Source organism: Pseudomonas sp. GW821-FHT05H12, from assembly GCF_059419385.1.
In genome coordinates, this window is sequence record NZ_JBWKRS010000019.1 from 114,544 (window position 1) to 132,351 (window position 17,808).

Annotated in this window: 18 protein-coding genes; 14 read left to right on the plus strand and 4 right to left on the minus strand. The window is 59.5% G+C overall.

Annotation, left to right across the window (positions count from 1 at the left end; all coding sequences use genetic code 11):
- Positions 1-5 precede the first annotated feature (5 nt).
- Together AC07SU_RS18255 and sfsA are read left to right on the plus strand one after the other, a co-directional pair.
- Positions 6-1,178, plus strand: a complete 1,173-nt coding sequence (locus tag AC07SU_RS18255) for a pyridoxal phosphate-dependent aminotransferase (protein ID WP_176998407.1) — start codon at positions 6-8, stop codon at positions 1,176-1,178.
- The gene (gene sfsA, locus AC07SU_RS18260; protein ID WP_494997798.1) at positions 1,178-1,891 is read left to right on the plus strand and encodes a DNA/RNA nuclease SfsA; all 714 of its coding nucleotides are present in this window, start codon (positions 1,178-1,180) and stop codon (positions 1,889-1,891) included. The genes AC07SU_RS18255 and sfsA overlap by 1 nt, the downstream gene beginning before the upstream one ends.
- Here sfsA and AC07SU_RS18265 read toward each other — a convergent pair.
- Positions 1,888-2,205 carry a Rieske (2Fe-2S) protein gene (locus AC07SU_RS18265; RefSeq protein ID WP_494997799.1) on the minus strand — a complete coding sequence of 106 codons (318 nt, stop codon included), beginning with the start codon at positions 2,203-2,205 and terminating at the stop codon, positions 1,888-1,890. The genes sfsA and AC07SU_RS18265 overlap by 4 nt on opposite strands.
- 156 nt (positions 2,206-2,361) lie before the next feature.
- Between AC07SU_RS18265 and AC07SU_RS18270 the strand changes: the two genes are divergently transcribed.
- The 3 genes from AC07SU_RS18270 to AC07SU_RS18280 are packed head-to-tail and all read left to right on the plus strand — an operon-like array spanning position 2,362 to position 5,041.
- Positions 2,362-3,240, plus strand: coding sequence for a heme/hemin ABC transporter substrate-binding protein (locus AC07SU_RS18270; protein WP_494997800.1), 879 nt, complete (start codon positions 2,362-2,364; stop codon positions 3,238-3,240).
- A 50-nt stretch (positions 3,241-3,290) separates the two neighbouring features.
- Positions 3,291-4,274 carry a FecCD family ABC transporter permease gene (locus AC07SU_RS18275; RefSeq protein WP_494997808.1) on the plus strand — a complete coding sequence of 328 codons (984 nt, stop codon included), beginning with the start codon at positions 3,291-3,293 and terminating at the stop codon, positions 4,272-4,274.
- Positions 4,274-5,041: a heme ABC transporter ATP-binding protein gene (locus tag AC07SU_RS18280; RefSeq protein ID WP_494997801.1), complete on the plus strand. Its 768-nt coding sequence runs from the start codon at positions 4,274-4,276 to the stop codon at positions 5,039-5,041. The genes AC07SU_RS18275 and AC07SU_RS18280 overlap by 1 nt, the downstream gene beginning before the upstream one ends.
- Before the next feature lie 242 nt (positions 5,042-5,283).
- Here the strand turns inward: AC07SU_RS18280 and AC07SU_RS18285 are convergent, their stop codons facing one another.
- The 3 genes from AC07SU_RS18285 to AC07SU_RS18295 all read right to left on the minus strand — a co-directional run bounded on the left by AC07SU_RS18285 (position 5,284) and on the right by AC07SU_RS18295 (position 7,754).
- Entirely contained in the window at positions 5,284-5,556 is a 273-nt protein-coding gene (locus AC07SU_RS18285) for a TfoX/Sxy family protein (protein WP_494997802.1), read from the minus strand.
- A 203-nt stretch (positions 5,557-5,759) separates the two neighbouring features.
- Complete coding sequence (locus AC07SU_RS18290) at positions 5,760-6,104, minus strand: pentapeptide repeat-containing protein (RefSeq protein WP_135310628.1); 345 nt, start codon at positions 6,102-6,104, stop codon at positions 5,760-5,762.
- A gap of 93 nt (positions 6,105-6,197) precedes the next feature.
- Entirely contained in the window at positions 6,198-7,754 is a 1,557-nt protein-coding gene (locus tag AC07SU_RS18295) for a bifunctional aminoglycoside phosphotransferase/ATP-binding protein (protein ID WP_494997803.1), read from the minus strand.
- Positions 7,755-7,872: 118 nt separating this feature from the next.
- Here AC07SU_RS18295 and mrcB point away from each other — a divergent pair, with 118 nt between their 5' ends.
- The 9 genes from mrcB (at position 7,873) to msrQ (ending at position 17,690) form a co-directional block, all read left to right on the plus strand.
- Positions 7,873-10,197, plus strand: coding sequence for a penicillin-binding protein 1B (mrcB, locus tag AC07SU_RS18300; RefSeq protein WP_494997804.1), 2,325 nt, complete (start codon positions 7,873-7,875; stop codon positions 10,195-10,197).
- A gap of 16 nt (positions 10,198-10,213) precedes the next feature.
- On the plus strand, positions 10,214-10,948 hold the full coding sequence (locus AC07SU_RS18305) for a tetratricopeptide repeat protein (protein WP_176998399.1): 735 nt from the start codon (positions 10,214-10,216) through the stop codon (positions 10,946-10,948).
- A complete protein-coding gene (locus tag AC07SU_RS18310) occupies positions 10,948-11,277 on the plus strand; it encodes a YqcC family protein (protein WP_494997805.1) in 330 nt (109 codons plus the stop codon). Before AC07SU_RS18305 ends, AC07SU_RS18310 begins: the two co-directional genes overlap by 1 nt.
- 431 nt (positions 11,278-11,708) lie before the next feature.
- On the plus strand, positions 11,709-13,433 hold the full coding sequence (locus AC07SU_RS18315) for an acetolactate synthase 3 large subunit (protein ID WP_176998397.1): 1,725 nt from the start codon (positions 11,709-11,711) through the stop codon (positions 13,431-13,433).
- A gap of 2 nt (positions 13,434-13,435) precedes the next feature.
- Positions 13,436-13,927 carry an acetolactate synthase small subunit gene (gene ilvN / locus AC07SU_RS18320; RefSeq protein WP_003176102.1) on the plus strand — a complete coding sequence of 164 codons (492 nt, stop codon included), beginning with the start codon at positions 13,436-13,438 and terminating at the stop codon, positions 13,925-13,927.
- Positions 13,928-13,974: 47 nt separating this feature from the next.
- Complete coding sequence (ilvC, locus tag AC07SU_RS18325) at positions 13,975-14,991, plus strand: ketol-acid reductoisomerase (RefSeq protein ID WP_003194132.1); 1,017 nt, start codon at positions 13,975-13,977, stop codon at positions 14,989-14,991.
- Positions 14,992-15,135: 144 nt separating this feature from the next.
- Positions 15,136-15,993, plus strand: a complete 858-nt coding sequence (gene pssA / locus AC07SU_RS18330; protein ID WP_176998396.1) for a CDP-diacylglycerol--serine O-phosphatidyltransferase — start codon at positions 15,136-15,138, stop codon at positions 15,991-15,993.
- Between the two features lie 63 nt (positions 15,994-16,056).
- Positions 16,057-17,070 (plus strand): protein-methionine-sulfoxide reductase catalytic subunit MsrP, encoded by a 1,014-nt coding sequence (msrP, locus tag AC07SU_RS18335; protein WP_494997806.1) that lies wholly within the window; start codon positions 16,057-16,059, stop codon positions 17,068-17,070.
- The gene (gene msrQ / locus AC07SU_RS18340; protein ID WP_494997807.1) at positions 17,070-17,690 is read left to right on the plus strand and encodes a protein-methionine-sulfoxide reductase heme-binding subunit MsrQ; all 621 of its coding nucleotides are present in this window, start codon (positions 17,070-17,072) and stop codon (positions 17,688-17,690) included. Before msrP ends, msrQ begins: the two co-directional genes overlap by 1 nt.
- Positions 17,691-17,808 lie beyond the last annotated feature (118 nt).

Below are 17,808 nucleotides of genomic sequence, written 5' to 3' on the forward strand. Positions count from 1 at the left end.
GGCTAATGGCTCAGCCCTACAGTGCGCGCAGTCGCGCCATCGAACCTTTTCATGTCATGGCGTTGCTGGCGCGCGCCAATGAGCTGCAGGCTGCGGGTCATGACGTGATCCACCTGGAGATCGGCGAGCCGGATTTCACCACGGCCGAACCGATCATCCAGGCCGGCCAGGCTGCGCTGGCGAACGGCAGGACTCGCTACACAGCAGCCCGCGGCCTGCCGGAATTGCGCGAGGCCATCAGCGGTTTCTACGAGCAACGATACGGTTTGAACGTGGATCCTGAACGCATCCTGATCACCCCCGGAGGTTCGGGCGCGCTGTTGCTGGCGAGCAGCCTGTTGGTCGACCCGGGCAAGCATTGGCTGCTGGCGGACCCGGGCTACCCGTGCAACCGGCACTTCCTGCGGCTGGTGGAGGGCGCGGCCCAACTGGTGCCGGTGGGCCCGGAGGTGCGCTATCAGTTGACGGCCGACCTGGTGGCCAGGCATTGGGACCAAGACAGCGTTGGTGCGCTGGTGGCGTCGCCCGCCAACCCTACCGGGACCATCCTTACGCGAGATGAGTTGGCCAGCCTGTCGAGCGCGATCAAGGCGCGCAATGGCCACCTGGTGGTCGACGAGATTTACCACGGTCTCACCTACGGCACAGACGCCGCCAGCGTGCTGGAAGTCGACGATGATGCCTTTGTCCTGAATAGTTTTTCGAAGTATTTCGGCATGACCGGCTGGCGCCTGGGTTGGTTGGTGGCGCCACCGGCGGCGGTGGGTGAGCTGGAGAAGCTGGCGCAAAACCTCTACATCAGTGCACCGAGCATGGCCCAATACGCGGCGCTGGCCTGTTTTACCCCGCAAACCCTGAGCATCCTTGAGGAGCGTCGCGCCGAGTTTGGCCGTCGTCGCGACTTCCTGCTGCCCGCGCTGCGTGAGCTGGGCTTCGGCATCGCCGTCGAGCCAGAGGGGGCGTTCTATTTATACGCTGATATCAGCGCGTTTGGCGGTGATGCCTTCGCGTTCTGCCGTCATTTCCTCGAAACCGAGCACGTCGCGTTTACCCCCGGGTTGGACTTTGGTCGCCATCAGGCGGGGCATCATGTGCGCTTTGCCTACACACAAAACCTCGATCGACTCCAGGAGGCGGTGGAGCGTATCGCCCGTGGCCTGCGGAGCTGGCAAGGCTGATGCGCTTCCATCCTCCCCTCGAAGAAGGGCGGCTGATTCGCCGCTACAAGCGCTTTCTCACCGATATCGAAACCGTTACCGGCGAGTTGCTGACCATTCACTGCCCGAACACCGGTTCGATGCTCAATTGCATGGTGGAGGGCGGGCAGGTCTGGTTCAGCCGGTCCACAGACCCCAAGCGCAAGTTGCCGGGTACCTGGGAAATCGCCGAAACCCCTCAAGGGCGCCTCGCGTGCGTCAACACGGCGCGAGCCAATCAGTTGGTTGAGGAGGCGTTGCGTGCAGGTGTCATCAGTGAACTCAACGGCTTTACCGCCCTGAAGCGGGAAGTGCCCTACGGCCAGGAAAAAAGCCGCATCGACTTTTGGCTGGATTACCCGCAGGGCCAGGCTTATGTGGAGGTCAAGAGCGTCACCTTAGGGTTTGACGGTTCGACAGTCGCCGCCTTCCCCGACGCCGTCACCCAGCGCGGCGCCAAGCATTTGCGGGAACTGGCGCACCTGGCGCGCGAAGGCGTGCGGGCCGTGCAGTTGTATTGCGTCAACCTGTCGGGGGTGGATGCGGTGCGCCCGGCCGTGGAAATCGATGCCGGTTACGCCGCGGCATTGCGTGAGGCCAAGGCTGCCGGGGTGGAGGTGTTGGCCTATGGCGTGCGGGTGACGCCTGAAGAAATGTACGTCGACCGGCGCCTGGGTGTCGTCATGGGCGACTAGAGTTCCACCCACAATCCCTGCTCGTCCTCGCGGCCGGGCAGGGCAGTCAGGCTTTGGCCTGCGCAGGGGCCGGCGATGCATTCGCCGCTTTCGATCAGGAACAGCGCGCCATGGGTGGCGCACTGGATCAGGCTGGCGCTGGTGTCGAGGAATTGGTCGGGCTGCCATTCCAGCGGGATACCGCGATGGGGGCAACGGTTGATATAGAAGTAGGCGACGCCGCCCCGGCGCACGGCCAACAATTTGCAACCATCGATTTCAAAACCGAGGCTGCTATCGGGCGCGAGGGTGTGGGAGGGGCAGACAAACTTCATTTCAATCCTTAAGTGCCTTGACGTTCAAATGCAAACAATTATCAAATGCCGGCTTCGCCCGTCGGCTGACCGGGCGCTCAATACGATGCCTGGCAGACGCTGTCTGTCACATCGATGAGTGCTTGAGTAGCCCTGCCCCTGGAAGGAAACCCTGTTATGCGCCTGAGTACCAGCGCTATTGCGCTTGTTGCCTCACTGCTGGTCAACTATGGGGCACAAGCCTCTGAACTGCCACAACGCTGGGTGAGTGCCGGTGGCGCACTGTCGGAATGGGTGACGGCCCTGGGCGGGGAGTCGAAGTTGGTGGGGGTGGATACCACCAGTCAGCATCCCGAGTCGCTTAAAGCGCTGCCGAGCATTGGCTACCAGCGGCAATTGTCGGCTGAAGGCATTCTGAGCTTGCGTCCGCAGATCCTGGTAGGCACCGAGGAAATGGGGCCGCCGCCTGTGTTGGCGCAGATACGCGGTGCCGGTGTGCAGGTGGAGTTGTTCTCGGCCCAACCGGACTTGCCGACGTTGAAAGGCAACCTGCAGCACTTGGGCAAACTGTTGGGCAGCGAGGCGAAAGCCAACGAATTGTTTACCGGATATGAGCAGGCGCTTGAGCAGCAGAAAAGCTGGGTCGCCAAGGCCCAGGCCACGCAGAAATCCCCGGGTGTGCTGCTATTGCTCGGTCACGCGGGTGGCAAGCCGCTGATCGCGGGTAAAGACACGGCTGCCGATTGGATGCTGCAACAGGCTGGCGGACATAACCTGGCAACCCACAGTGGTTACAAGCCGTTTTCGGTGGAGTCGCTGGCCGGTTTGAGTCCGGATGTTCTGGTGTTTGCTGATCGTGCCCTTACCGGTGATGCGGCGCGTGCAGCCTTGTTCAAGGAGAACCCGATTCTGGCTTCCACCCCGGCCGCCAAGCAGGGTCGAGTGTTTGAAGTGGATCCGACGCTGCTGGTGGGCGGGCTCGGGCCGCGTCTACCGCAAAGCCTGGTGAAGCTGTCTGCTGGGTTTTACCCGTCCCAGGCCAAGCCTGCCCCATGACGACGCTGGTTAAACCCAAAACGCTGTTTATCGGGCTGGCGTTGCTGTGTGTGTTGGCGACCTGGCTCTCATTGGCCTTGGGGCCGGTCAGCCTGCCGTTGATGGATACGCTTAAGGCGGCTCTGCGCTTGATGGGCATACCGATTGAGGCGCAAGGGTTGGAGCAGGCCGAGTTGATCCTGGGGCAGATTCGCCTGCCGCGAACGTTACTCGGACTGGCGGTAGGGGGCGTGTTGGCACTGTCGGGTGTGGCAATGCAGGGATTGTTTCGCAACCCGCTGGCCGATCCGGGCCTAGTGGGGGTGTCCAGCGGTGCTGCGCTGGGGGCGGCGATTGCGATAGTCGGTGGTTCGTTCTTTGGCGGTCTGCCGGATGCGTTTGGGCCGTATTTATTGTCGCTGTGTGCGTTTCTCGGGGGGCTTGGGGTGACGGCCCTGGTCTACCGCCTGGGGCGGCGTAATGGCCAGACCAATGTCGCGACCATGCTGCTTGCCGGTATTGCCCTGACCGCCCTCGCCAGTTCGGCGGTTGGGCTGTTTACCTACCTGGCGGATGACGCCACCTTGCGTACGCTGACCTTTTGGAACCTGGGCAGCCTCAATGGCGCGAGCTATTCGCGGTTGTGGCCATTGCTGTTGGTGAGTGCGGGTGTGGCGCTGTGGCTGCCGCGTCGGGCCAAGGCGTTGAATGCGCTGTTGCTGGGAGAGTCCGAGGCCAATCACCTGGGCGTTGATGTCGAGAGGCTCAAGCGTGAACTGGTCTTCTGTACCGCCCTGGGCGTGGGAGCTGCCGTGGCGGCAGCCGGCATGATTGGTTTTGTCGGGCTGGTGGTTCCACATCTGGTGCGGTTGCTGGCCGGGCCGGATCACCGGGTGTTGTTGCCCGCGTCGGTATTGGCAGGGGCGAGCCTGTTGCTGTTCGCCGATTTGGTGGCTCGCCTGGCGCTGGCGCCGGCTGAGTTGCCGATTGGTATCGTAACTGCGTTTATTGGCGCGCCATTTTTTCTCTACCTGTTGTTGCGGGGGCGTGCCTGATGCTGCGCGTGGAAGAGCTGCAGATCCGGCGCGGTCACAAGACGGTGCTGGCTGATGTCACCCTAGACCTGATGCCGGGAGAAGTGTTGGGTGTGCTGGGCCCCAACGGGGCAGGCAAAAGTACGTTGCTTGGTGCGTTGTGTGGAGAGTTGCAGCCGGATAAGGGCAATGTCTGGCTTGACCAGCAGGTGTTGGCTGACTGGAGTGGTTCGCAACGTGCGCAGCGGTTGGCAGTGCTGCCGCAGGTATCGACGCTGGACTTTGCCTTCCGTGTCGAAGAGGTAGTCGGCATGGGGCGCTTGCCTCATCAAACGGGCCGAGTGCGTGATGATGAAATCATCGAGGCTGCCCTGCAGGCGGCGGATGTGGGGCACTTGAGTGGTCGCAGCTACCTGGCGTTGTCGGGTGGGGAGCGTCAGCGTGTGCATCTGGCGCGGGTGCTGGCTCAGTTATGGCCGGGTGAAGCAGGCCAGACGCTGCTATTGGATGAGCCCACGTCGATGCTCGATCCATTGCACCAGCACACCACCTTGCAAGCGATCCGCCACTTTGCGGATCGGGGGGCGGCTGTGCTGGTGATCCTTCATGACCTGAACCTGGCAGCACGTTACTGCGATCGCATCTTGTTGCTGGAACAGGGGCGCCCTCATGCGCTGGATATACCTTCGAAGGTCTTGCTACCTGAGCCGCTCAAGGCTGTCTTTGGCCTGGAGGTGTTGGTACAGCCGCATCCCGAGCGCGGTCACCCGTTGATTATTGCGCGCTGAAACAGGTTTTTACGGGCAAAAAAAGACCCGGCAAGAGCCGGGTCAAATAACCGTGATTAGCCTGATGAGGAGATAATCTGAGAGTCCGAACCAATGGTCTTTCAGTTATCGGCTGATCTCGCGACCAGTTGTGATAATCATAACGATTCTCATTTGAGAGTCAACCTTTGTTTTTGCCTGCTCCTCAGGTTTTCTCAAACAGGTGTTTGTCATGCCCGTAAAGGCTGGGTCTGATCGTGAATCTAATTCTTCTGCCGTGCTGACATAGCATCCAACTGACGGTTCAACGCTTCTTTGCGCTCCGACGGAATGTCGTTCCAGTGCACATCCATCAATGCGCCTTCGATGGCATACAGCAGCACTTTGGACGCCCGGAATCCACGCGTCCGAACGGCTCGGTAGGCGTCGACTGCTCCCAGGCGGCGCAGATCGGACGCGCTGTGGATGCCCACCGCATGCAGCCACTGCGCCGACGTCTTGCCAAGATTTTTCAGGTGTTGCAGCTCATCGTTCATCAAGCCTCCTTGCGACGGCCGAATGGTGCGGTGGGTATCGTGACCAGGCAAGCCTGAAAAAGAGTGTAGCGCTCAGTAGGAAAAGCGTAGTTCTTTGGTCAGGAACGGCTGAAAAGCTTATAAGAATGACGCGAGGATTTTGACGGCGGGCAGGCATAAAACCCCAGCACGCCTGGGCGTGGCCGGGGTTTTGGGCATTGGCGTTACTTGGTGCGGTAACGCAGGCGGGTACCGAAATTGACCGACATGAGGATCTCATCGGCGGTCAGCTCGGGCGGGAAGTAGGCGCCCGAGATCTGTGCATGGGCCAGGCTGGCGCCTTCCAGTGAGCAGTCGCGTAAATCCAGGCCACGCAGGTCGGCGGAGCGGAAGTAGGCATCGGTGAAGTCCACGCCGGTAGCGTTCAGCTCGCGCAGGTCGAGCCCGCGGAAGTCGCCGCCACGCATATCGATGGCACCGTCTTTGGGGCGCTCCTGGTTGAAACCTCGGATGTCATCTTTATGCAGGAGCGAGTAGAGCGGGGTATCAAGAAGCTTGGGCTGACTCATGACGGCGACTCCTGTTGGATTTATGACGCCATTATAGTGCCACTATTGCTGGGTCGTGCGCCCTAAGTCGGTGACACGACCAAGAAATATTTCTTACAGCCCCGGCAAGCGCTGGCGAATATGCGCGACCAAGGCATCGAGCGTCCCGCTTTCATTGGTCTCGACACGATGGCTGAGGAGCAGTTCTTCGGCGGTCAGCGGCTCACGGTTGGCGTGTTGCTCCTCAATTACCGCCAGTGTTGCGTCGGAAGGATCGTTCCTGTCCGCCTGACGTTGTGCCAACCAGCTGGCGATAACGGCCTGTGGTGCGTTGCAATCCAGGATCAGGAAAGGAGCGCCAGTCGCTTCAGCCACTTTGGCGGCGGCGCTGCGCTGTTCGTGCTTGAGGAAAGTGGCATCCAGCACCACAGGGAAGCCTGCACGCAGCACGGTATCGGCGATTTCATTCAGGCGGGCGTAGGTCGCTGCACTGGCGTCGGTCGCATAAATGCCCGCTTGTGGCGTATTTTCCACGTGTTGTTCACCAAATAGACGTTTGCGTTCAACGTCCGAGCGCAGGCGCACAGCGCCCAAGGCTTCCACCAGTCGCATCGAGACCTGGCTTTTGCCGACAGCCGAAACGCCGTGGGTAATGGCCAGGAAGCGCGACGGAATGGTGCTGTAGCTTTCCGCGAGGTTCGCGTAGTTACGGTACTGGCGCAGAGTGGTGGCGCGTTGCACCGGGCTGGCCTCGCTCGGCATGCTGAACAGCGCGATCTTGGCGCGGACCAGGGCGCGGTAGGCTTTGTAGAAGTTCAGCACTTCAAGGCCCTTGTAGTCGCCCGTCAATTCCAGATATTGGCTGATGAAGCGACGTGCCAGGGACTTGAGGCCTCGGTCTTCCAGGTCCATTGCCAGGAAGCCGGTGTCGGCGTAGACGTCGGTGAAGCGGAACGGTTCGTTGAACTCGATGCAGTCGAAGATCACGACTTGGCCATCGATCAGTGTGGCGTTGCCCAGGTGGATGTCACCGTGACATTCGCGAGTAAAGCCGTCGAGTTTGCGCTGTGCGAGCAGAGGCTTGAGACGCTCGAAACTGCTTTCGGCCCAGGCTTGCAGGGCTTCCAGTTGTACCAGGTCCGCCTTGTCGCTGAGGAATGGGCGGATCTGTTCGAAGTTCTGCCGCACCGGTGCCATCACTTCGTCCGGCGTGCCGGCCGGGTGATCCTGCGGCACTTTCGGGGCCGTCAGGTGAAAGTGTGCGATCTGTTTGGCCATCTCATCGATGTGCGCACTGGTCAGTTCGCCATTGGCTTGCAAGGTGCTGAGCAGCTGGCTTTGCGGGAACTGGCGCATTTTCAGCGCGTACTCGATCACCGGGCCTTCGCCATCCAATTGCGGGGCTTCGGCCGTACCGGTAATCGGCAACACTTCAAGATACAAATCTTCGGTCAGGCGCGCGTTGAGGCGCAGTTCTTCGTTGCAGAAGTGGCCGCGATCTTCGAGGGCCGTGAAGTTGAGAAAACCGAAGTTCATCGGCTTCTTCAATTTATAGGCATAGGGGCCGGTCAGGATCACCCAGGAAATATGGGTTTCAATGACTTGAAACGCTTCAACCGGGTGAGGGTATAAAGCCGGGTTTTGCAGGGCAGCGATCAGGGACTGGCTCACGGGCGATCCTTCAAAGTCGGGGGGAAATCATGGCGGGCATTATGGCCGCTACGAGCGGTCGTGCAAACCGCTGTCCGGCTCATGTTGATCATCAATAAAGTGCGTATAATCCGCCGCCATGACTCGAACCCGATCTCCCCGTTCCCGTAAAAAACCTCCTTCACGCGGCCTGCGCCCATGGCTGGGCTGGGCGCTCAAGCTCAGCCTGGTAGGCCTTGTGGTGCTCGCCGGCTTTGCGGTGTACCTCGATGCCGTGGTGCAGGAGAAGTTCTCCGGCAAGCGCTGGACCATTCCGGCCAAGGTGTATGCACGCCCGCTGGAGCTGTTCACCGGCCAGAAGCTGAGCAAGGATGACTTCCTCACTGAGCTGGACGCGCTTGGATACCGCCGCGAACCGGTGAGCAATGGCCCGGGCGCGGCGGCGGTCAGCGGTAACACCGTCGACCTGAATACCCGTGGCTTCCAGTTTTATGAAGGCCTGGAGAAACCCCAGCCTGTGCGTGTGCGCTTCTCTGGCGACTATGTTGCCGAACTGTCGTCACTCAACGGTTCGAAGCTGCCGGTGGTCCGCCTTGAACCGCTGCTGATCGGCGGCATTTATCCCAAGAATCTTGAAGACCGCATCCTGATCAAACTTGATCAGGTGCCGCCGTATTTGCTGGAAACCTTGGTTGCGGTGGAAGACCGCGATTTCTACAGCCACTGGGGCGTTTCGCCCAAGTCGATTGCCCGTGCCATCTGGGTGAACACCTCTGGTGGCAAGATGACCCAGGGTGGCAGCACGCTGACCCAACAGTTGGTCAAGAACTTCTACCTGACCAACGAACGCAGCCTGACCCGCAAGTTGACCGAAGCGATGATGGCGATGCTGCTTGAGTTGCACTACAGCAAGCAGGAAATCCTGGAGGCGTATCTCAATGAGGTGTTCGTCGGCCAGGATGGCCAGCGTGCCGTGCATGGTTTCGGCTTGGCCAGCCAGTTCTTCTTTGGTCAGCCGTTGTCTGAGCTGAAGCTGCATCAAGTGGCGCTGCTGGTCGGTATGGTCAAGGGCCCGTCCTATTACAACCCGCGTCGCAACCCGGAGCGCGCGCTGGAGCGTCGTAACCTGGTGCTCGATGTGCTCGAACAACAGGGCGTGGCCACGGCTGAGCAAGTGGCGGCGGCGAAGAAGATGCCGTTGGGCGTCACCACGCGCGGCAAGCTGGCGGACAGCTCCTTCCCGGGCTTCATCGACCTGGTCAAGCGCCAGTTGCGTGAAGACTATCGCGACGAAGACTTGACCGAAGAAGGCCTGCGGATCTTCACCAGCTTCGACCCGATCCTGCAGATGAAGGCCGAAGCGTCGGTCAATGACACCTTCAAGCGCATGACCGGTCGTAAGGGCATCGATGACGTCGAAGCGGCCATGGTCGTGACCAATCCGGAAACCGGTGAAGTCCAGGCCATGATCGGCAGTCGCCAGGCCAGTTTTGCCGGGTTCAACCGTGCGCTGGACGCCGTGCGGCCGATCGGCTCGCTGGTCAAGCCGGCGGTTTACCTTACTGCGTTGGAAAAACCGAGCAAATACACCCTTACCAGTTGGCTGTCGGATGACCCGTTGTCGGTCAAATTGGCAGATGGCCAGGTGTGGACGCCGAAAAACTTCGAGCGTCGCTCCAACGGTACGATTTTCCTCTATCAGGGATTGGCGCATTCCTACAACATTTCCACGTCGCGCCTCGGGCTTGAAGTCGGCGTGCCGAATGTGTTGAAAACCCTCGGACGCCTAGGCGTCAACCGCGAGTTCCCGGCGTTCCCATCAATGCTGCTGGGCGCCGGCGCCATGACGCCGATGGAAGTCACTACGATGTACCAGACGATCGCCAACGGTGGGTTCAATACACCGATGCGCGGCATTCGCAGTGTGCTGACCGCTGAGGGCGAGCCGCTCAAGCGTTACCCGTTCCAGATTCAGCAGCGCTTTGATGCAGGCTCTATCTACCTGATCCAGAACGCCATGCAGCGCGTGATGCGTGAAGGTACCGGGCGCTCGGTCTATAGCGTGCTGCCGGCGAACCTGACGTTGGCGGGCAAGACCGGCACCAGTAACGACTCGCGTGACAGCTGGTTCGCCGGTTTCGGCCAGGATGTGCTGGCGGTGGTCTGGATGGGACGTGACGACAACGGCAAGACGCCGTTCACGGGTGCGACGGGCGCGTTGCAGGTGTGGACAAGTTTCATGCGCAAAGCCGACCCGCTGCCGCTTAATATGCCGCAGCCGGATAACATCGTGCAGGCGTGGATCGATCCGCACACAGGGCAGGGCTCTGATGCCAACTGCCCGGGTGCGGTGCAGATGCCGTATATTCGCGGCAGCGAGCCACCTGCCGGCCCTGCCTGCGGTAGCGGTGCCCCTGCCAGTGCGGAGTCGGTGATGGATTGGGTCAAGGGCTGGATGAATTAAGCAAAGAGGGTTTCAAGTGAACAAGTGGTGGATTCCAGCTATTACAGCTCTGGCTTTGCTCAACGGTTGCGCCAGCGTGCAGCGCGGTTCGATTCCGGTGGTGGACTCAAGCACGACCGTCTCCAACAACGACCGCATCTCGGCCAACGGCGGTTTCCGCCAGACCGTGACGAACCGTCCTGCCCAAGCCCGGCCTCAAGCCGTGCCGCAGGATTCCGGCGTGGTGGTGATGGTGCCGGGTGGTGGCGCTGCCACATCCGCGCCGATCAGCGCTGAGCCGTGGACCCCGGGGCCAAGCACTTCAGGTCCGATCGATTCCACGCCGATTCAAACGGCGCCGATCAACCAGGGCACTTACACCATGCCGTCCACGCCAAGCGGTATTCCGTCTTCGTCCAACGCAGGCGGCCTGTCGGCTGACGAGCAACTGGACGGCCCGGTGCTGGCATTGCTCACTACCGCCCAGCAGCAGCAGGCGGGTGGTGATCTGAACGGCGCATCGTCAAGCCTTGAACGTGCCCAGCGTGTGGCGCCGCGTGAGCCGCAAGTGCTGTATCGCCTGGCCCAAGTGCGTATGGCCCAGGGCGATGCGCCGCAAGCCGAGCAATTTGCCCGCCGCGGCCTGAGCCTGGCGAACGGTCGTCCCGACCTGCAAGCCAACCTGTGGGCCTTGATCGGTGATGCGCGTGCCGCGCAAGGCGATGCTGCCGGTGCCGCCCAGGCTCGGCAAAAAGCCAAGGTCAGCCTCTGATGGATGCACGGTTTCCGGCAATTGCCGAACAGTTGTTGCTGATTGAACGCGAGTTGCGCGTGCAAGGTTGGTGGGACGAAGTGTCCCCCAGCGTCGAGGCGCTCAGCAGTGTCGAGCCGTTTTCGGTCGATACCCTGGACTTTCACCAGTGGCTGCAATGGATCTTCCTGGTGCGTATGAAGCAGATCCTCGAGCAGGATCTGCCATTGCCCAACGCGTCCGGGATCCTGGAGATGGCCGAGATGGTCTACGCCGATCGCCCGACAGAGAGCCTTGGCCTGCGTAACGCGCTGAAAAAGTTCGACCAACTGATCGCCGACGCTCGTTAATTGCCTGACTGCCGGTTTTTCCGGCAGTCTTGCGCACATTTCTACCGCTTGACGACATTCAGGCGAGTTTTATCCCTCCTCAAAGCCCTTTCTTCTACGTTCTCATGCGCTTAGTTGGAAAAAAGCGCAATTATTGCTTGACTTGAAGGGCCTGAAACAGAAGAATCCAAAGTCCGCTGTATCGGGACTGCCAGAAGCAGGCCCGCTCAGCAGATCATGAGGCGCATATCCGCGCCGACCTGTAACACCCGCAACGCGTTACCTCGCGCTGGGTGGGAAAAGCCCGCAACACTTGGGACGATCCCAATACTTGCTCAGTCAGTGCTGACGTAGTCGGCGACCACCGTCGCTCATGCTCTGTTGAGAAGTAAACCTATTAAGACCCGTCGGTTTTCAACGGACGGTATTCTGGCGTTTTAGAGGTGAACAACGTGGAGCTTTTATCTGGTGGTGAGATGCTCGTCCGCTTTTTGCGTGACGAAGGCGTCGACTATATCTACGGGTACCCAGGTGGTGCTCTGCTGCATGTTTACGACGCACTGTTCAAGGAACCGGCTGTTACCCACATCCTGGTTCGCCACGAACAAGCTGCAACCCATATGGCTGACGGTTACGCCCGTGCCACCGGTAAAGCCGGCGTGGTACTGGTAACGTCCGGCCCGGGCGCAACGAATGCCATCACCGGCATCGCGACTGCGTATATGGACTCCATCCCGATGGTGATCATCTCCGGCCAGGTGCCTAGCACCATGGTGGGCACCGATGCATTCCAGGAAACCGACATGATCGGTATCTCCCGGCCGATCGTGAAACACAGCTTCATGATCAAGCATCCATCGGAAATCCCGGAAGTCATGAAAAAGGCCTTCTACCTCGCACAGTCCGGTCGCCCGGGCCCTGTCGTGGTCGATGTGCCGAAAGACATGACCAACCCGGCCGAGAAATTCGAATACGTCTTCCCGAAGAAAGCCAAGCTGCGTTCCTACAGCCCGGCCGTTCGTGGGCACTCGGGGCAAATCCGCAAGGCGGCAGAAATGCTCCTGGCGGCCAAGCGCCCTGTGCTGTACTCGGGCGGTGGCGTAATTCTGGGCGGCGGTTCCGCACCGCTGACCGAACTGGCCAAGATGCTCAACCTGCCAGTGACGAACACCCTGATGGGCCTTGGCGCATTCCCGGGTTCGGACCGTCAGTTCGTCGGCATGCTCGGCATGCACGGCAGCTACACGGCCAACCTGGCCATGCACCACGCCGACGTGATCCTGGCCGTGGGCGCACGCTTCGATGACCGTGTGATCAATGGCGCGAGCAAATTCTGCCCGAATGCCAAGATCATCCACATCGATATCGACCCGGCGTCCATCTCCAAGACCATCAAGGCCGACGTGCCGATCGTAGGTCCTGTGGAAAGCGTGCTGACCGAAATGGTTGCCGCGCTCAAGGACATCGGCGAGACGCCGAACAAGGAATCCGTTGCCAGCTGGTGGAAGCAGATCGACGAATGGCGTGGCGATCGCGGCCTGTTCCCTTACGACAAGGGCGACGGCAGCATCATCAAGCCACAAACCGTGATCGAAACCCTGTGCGAAGTGACCAAGGGCGATGCCTTTGTGACCTCCGACGTGGGCCAGCACCAGATGTTCGCAGCGCAGTACTATAAGTTCGACAAGCCTAACCGCTGGATCAACTCCGGTGGCCTGGGCACGATGGGCTTTGGTTTCCCTGCGGCCATGGGCGTGAAACTGAGCTTCCCGGACACCGACGTCGCGTGCGTCACCGGCGAGGGCAGCATCCAGATGAACATCCAGGAACTGTCGACGTGCCTGCAGTATGGCCTTCCGGTGAAGATCGTCTGCCTGAACAACGGCGTGCTGGGCATGGTTCGTCAGTGGCAGGACATGAGCTACAACAGCCGTCACTCCCATTCCTACATGGAGTCGCTGCCAGATTTCGTCAAGTTGGTTGAAGCCTATGGCCACGTCGGCATTCGCATCACCGATTTGAAAGATCTGAAGCCGAAGATGGAAGAGGCGTTCGCCATGAAGGACCGCCTGGTGTTCATCGATATTCAGGTGGATACCAGCGAGCACGTCTACCCGATGCAGATCAAAGACGGCTCTATGCGCGACATGTGGCTGAACAAGACGGAGCGTACTTAATCATGCGGCACATTATCTCCCTGCTTCTGGAGAACGAACCCGGCGCTCTGTCTCGTGTTGTCGGCCTGTTTTCGCAACGCAACTACAACATCGAAAGCCTGACCGTGGCCCCGACCGAAGACCCGACCCTGTCGCGCCTGACGTTGACCACCGTGGGTCACGATGAGGTGATCGAGCAGATCACCAAGAACCTCAACAAGCTGATCGAAGTGGTCAAGCTGGTCGACCTGTCGGAGAGTGCCCACATCGAGCGCGAGCTGATGCTGGTCAAGGTCAAGGCCACGGGTGCCCAACGTGCCGAGATCAAACGGACTACCGACATTTATCGCGGGCAGATCGTCGATGTGAGCGCCAGCGTTTATACCGTTCAACTGACCGGTACGAGCGACAAGCTGGACAGCTTCATCCAGTCGATCGGGACGGCCTCGATTCTGGAAACGGTACGCAGTGGTGTCACCGGGATTGCCCGTGGCGACAAAGTACTCAGCATCTAACCCAAATTAGCGAATGGCCTTACGGCCTGGATATATAGAGGAACCTCATGAAAGTTTATTACGATAAAGATTGTGACCTGTCGATCATCCAGGGCAAGAAAGTCGCCATCATCGGCTACGGCTCCCAGGGTCACGCACAGGCGTGCAACCTGAAAGACTCCGGCGTTGACGTAACCGTTGGCCTGCGCAAAGGCTCGGCTACTGTTGCCAAGGCTGAAGCCCACGGCCTGAAAGTGACTGACGTTGCTTCCGCTGTTGCGGCTGCCGACCTGGTCATGATCCTGACCCCGGACGAGTTCCAGTCCTCGCTGTACAAGAACGAAATCGAGCCGAACATCAAGAAGGGCGCCACCCTGGCCTTCTCCCACGGTTTCGCGATCCACTACAACCAGGTTGTGCCGCGCGCTGACCTCGACGTGATCATGATCGCGCCGAAAGCACCGGGCCACACTGTGCGTTCCGAGTTCGTCAAAGGCGGCGGTATCCCTGACCTGATCGCGATCTACCAGGACGCCTCGGGCAACGCCAAGAACGTCGCCCTGTCCTACGCTGCTGGCGTGGGTGGCGGTCGTACCGGCATCATCGAAACTACCTTCAAGGACGAGACCGAAACCGACCTGTTCGGCGAACAAGCCGTTCTGTGCGGCGGTACCGTTGAGCTGGTTAAAGCCGGTTTCGAAACCCTGGTTGAAGCGGGCTACGCGCCAGAAATGGCCTACTTCGAATGCTTGCACGAACTGAAGCTGATCGTTGACCTCATGTACGAAGGCGGTATCGCCAACATGAACTACTCGATCTCCAACAACGCCGAATACGGCGAGTACGTGACTGGCCCGGAAGTGATCAACGCCGAGTCCCGTCAGGCTATGCGCAACGCCCTGAAACGTATTCAGGACGGCGAATACGCCAAAATGTTCATCAGCGAAGGCGCAACCGGCTACCCTTCGATGACCGCCAAGCGTCGTAACAACGCCGCTCACGGTATCGAAGTCATCGGCGAGCAACTGCGCTCCATGATGCCGTGGATCGGTGCCAACAAGATCGTCGACAAAGCCAAGAACTAAGTCGTACGCATCAAGGGAAAACGCGGCTTAGGCCGCGTTTTTTCGTTTGGGGGCGGGTTCTGGTATAAAGCTGCATCGTTTGCGGGCGAACACGCTCCGCAAGTATTTGTCGAATTCTTTTCACACCGTTGCAAGGTAAAGTCCATGACCGAACGTCCCGAAGAGCCGGGCCAGGCCGCTGACGCCGATAGCCTGCTACCGATCGATGAGCATGTCGAAGAAGGGCATGATGCGGAAGGTCGCAAGGTCCGGCATCGTGGCATCTATCTTTTGCCCAACCTGTTCACCACGGCGAACCTGTTTGCCGGGTTTTATTCCATCATCAACTCCATGAGTGCCCAGAGCGCCCTGGCAGCGGGTGATGCAGCGAGCGCCAGCAAGTACTTCGGTTTTGCGGCTATCGCCATTTTTGTAGCCATGGTGCTCGATGGCCTTGATGGTCGTGTGGCACGCATGACCAACACCCAAAGTGCTTTCGGCGCCGAGTACGACTCGTTGTCGGACATGGTTGCCTTTGGTGTTGCGCCTGCATTGCTGGCGTTTGCCTGGGCACTGGGGGACATGGGCAAGGTGGGCTGGATGGTTGCCTTCATCTATGTTGCCGGCGCGGCCTTGCGCCTGGCGCGTTTCAATACCCAGGTGGGTACTGCCGACAAACGCTACTTCATCGGCCTGGCCAGTCCGGCAGCTGCGGGTGTGGTGGCGGGTATTGTCTGGGCGTTCAGTGACTACGGTATCCAGGGTTCGAAGATGTCATTCCTGGTGGCCTTGATGGTTGCGGCGGCCGGCATGCTGATGGTCAGTAACATCAAGTACAACAGCTTCAAGGAGTTCGACCTCAAGGGGCGCGTGCCTTTCGTGGCGATTCTGGTAGTGGTGCTTGTGTTTGCCGTCGTGTTCAGCGACCCACCGCGCATTCTGCTGCTGGCGTTCCTGGTCTACGCGGCTTCGGGGCCAGTTCAGTACTTGCTGCATCTGCGCCGGGACAAAACATTGCCTTAATGTAATTTCCCCCATACTCCGCAGTCTATTGGTGCATCAGTTCTCCAATACTGCGGAGTTGCCATGCTAATCAAATTGCCCAAAGCGTCCGATTGCCACGAATCTGACGTCACGCCTGAATCCTTCTATCTCTCTCGCCGTAGCTTGCTCGGTGGTGCGCTGGCCGGCATTGCTGCCAGTAGCTTGCCGCGTTGGGCAAGTGCCAACGATGCTTCACGTTATGCCGATGTCGAGGCAGGCAAGGCGCCAAGCTGGTTTACCGGCAAGCTGCCCGATACCAAGTGGCAGGCTGTGACGGTGTCGGGGGAGGCGATTACCCCGTTCAAGGACGCGGCCCACTACAACAACTTCTATGAATTTGGCACTGGCAAGGGCGACCCGGCAACCAATGCGGGGTCACTGCAAACCGAACCTTGGAGTGTGGTGATTGATGGCGAGGTTGCGAAGCCAGGGCGCTATGCCCTGGAAGATTTCATGAAGCCCTACCAGTTGGAGGAGCGAATCTATCGTTTGCGCTGCGTCGAAGCCTGGTCGATGGTCATTCCGTGGATCGGCTTTCCCATCTCGGCCCTGCTCAAGCAGGTAGAGCCTACCTCTAAAGCCAAATACATCCGCTTTGAAACCCTGCAGGATCCCAAGAGCATGCCTGGCCAGCGTTCAAGCTTTGGTTTGATCGACTGGCCTTATGTTGAGGGGCTGCGTTTGGATGAGGCGATGAATCCCTTGGCGATTCTTGCTGTTGGCATGTATGGGCGGGAGCTGCCTAATCAGAACGGGGCCCCGTTGCGTCTGGTGGTGCCGTGGAAGTATGGCTTCAAGAGTGTGAAGTCCATTGTGCGAATCAGCCTGGTGAGTGAGCAGCCGAAAACCACGTGGCAAAGTATTGCGGCGGATGAGTATGGGTTCTATGCGAATGTGAACCCTACGGTCGACCATCCTCGGTGGACGCAGGCACGTGAGCGCCGGTTGCCGAGTGGTCTCTTCAGCCCCAATGTGCGCGAGACGCAAATGTTCAATGGGTACTCCGACGACGTTGCCTCTCTTTATACCAACCTGGATTTGCGGAAGAACTACTGATGCGCTATCCCATCTGGCGCATTGGCGTCTTCATGGCTGCGGCGGTGTGGCCGTTGTTCTGGCTCTACGAAGCGTGGAGTTCTGTCCTGGGGCCGGACCCGGGCAAAGTGCTGGTTGATCGCCTGGGGTTGGGCACCTTGATTCTGCTACTGATCACCTTGGGAATGACGCCGCTGCAGAAATTGAGTGGTTGGGCAGGGTGGATAGCGGTGCGTCGGCAATTAGGGCTGTGGTGCTTTGCGTATGTTGTGCTGCACTTGGCGGCTTATTGTGTGTTTGTGCTGGGGCTCGATTGGTCGCAGCTTGGGGTGGAGTTGCGTAAGCGGCCTTACATTATTGTGGGCGCCTTGGGTTTTCTGTCTTTATTAGTGCTGGCGGTGACTTCGAACCGCTATAGCCAGCGTCGGCTTGGGAGTCGTTGGAAGAAGCTGCACCGTCTCGTCTATGTGATTCTAGGACTTGGCTTGCTGCACATGCTGTGGATTGTGCGAGCGGATCTGAAGGAGTGGGCTATCTATGCCTCTATAGGTGCGTTGCTCCTGGTACTGCGGATACCACCGGTGATGCGCAGAATCCCACGCCTTATTGCGAAAAAACCACTTTCTGCAACAAAAGCGTAATTAGGGGTTGACGGGCGATTCCAGAAGTCTATAATTCGCCCCACTTCCGGCGCAGTCGAAACGGAAAACTCTTTGATAAACAATGAGTTACGTAGGTTTTGACGGTAAGTTGCTTCAG

Coding starts and splice junctions, on each gene's coding strand:
- AC07SU_RS18255 (WP_176998407.1), top strand. CDS start 6: ATGGCTCAGCCCTACAGTGCGCGCAGTCGCGCCATCGAACCTTTTCAT.
- sfsA (WP_494997798.1), top strand. CDS start 1,178: ATGCGCTTCCATCCTCCCCTCGAAGAAGGGCGGCTGATTCGCCGCTAC.
- AC07SU_RS18265 (WP_494997799.1), bottom strand. CDS start 2,205: ATGAAGTTTGTCTGCCCCTCCCACACCCTCGCGCCCGATAGCAGCCTC.
- AC07SU_RS18270 (WP_494997800.1), top strand. CDS start 2,362: ATGCGCCTGAGTACCAGCGCTATTGCGCTTGTTGCCTCACTGCTGGTC.
- AC07SU_RS18280 (WP_494997801.1), top strand. CDS start 4,274: ATGCTGCGCGTGGAAGAGCTGCAGATCCGGCGCGGTCACAAGACGGTG.
- AC07SU_RS18285 (WP_494997802.1), bottom strand. CDS start 5,556: ATGAACGATGAGCTGCAACACCTGAAAAATCTTGGCAAGACGTCGGCG.
- AC07SU_RS18290 (WP_135310628.1), bottom strand. CDS start 6,104: ATGAGTCAGCCCAAGCTTCTTGATACCCCGCTCTACTCGCTCCTGCAT.
- mrcB (WP_494997804.1), top strand. CDS start 7,873: ATGACTCGAACCCGATCTCCCCGTTCCCGTAAAAAACCTCCTTCACGC.
- AC07SU_RS18310 (WP_494997805.1), top strand. CDS start 10,948: ATGGATGCACGGTTTCCGGCAATTGCCGAACAGTTGTTGCTGATTGAA.
- ilvN (WP_003176102.1), top strand. CDS start 13,436: ATGCGGCACATTATCTCCCTGCTTCTGGAGAACGAACCCGGCGCTCTG.
- ilvC (WP_003194132.1), top strand. CDS start 13,975: ATGAAAGTTTATTACGATAAAGATTGTGACCTGTCGATCATCCAGGGC.
- pssA (WP_176998396.1), top strand. CDS start 15,136: ATGACCGAACGTCCCGAAGAGCCGGGCCAGGCCGCTGACGCCGATAGC.
- msrP (WP_494997806.1), top strand. CDS start 16,057: ATGCTAATCAAATTGCCCAAAGCGTCCGATTGCCACGAATCTGACGTC.
- msrQ (WP_494997807.1), top strand. CDS start 17,070: ATGCGCTATCCCATCTGGCGCATTGGCGTCTTCATGGCTGCGGCGGTG.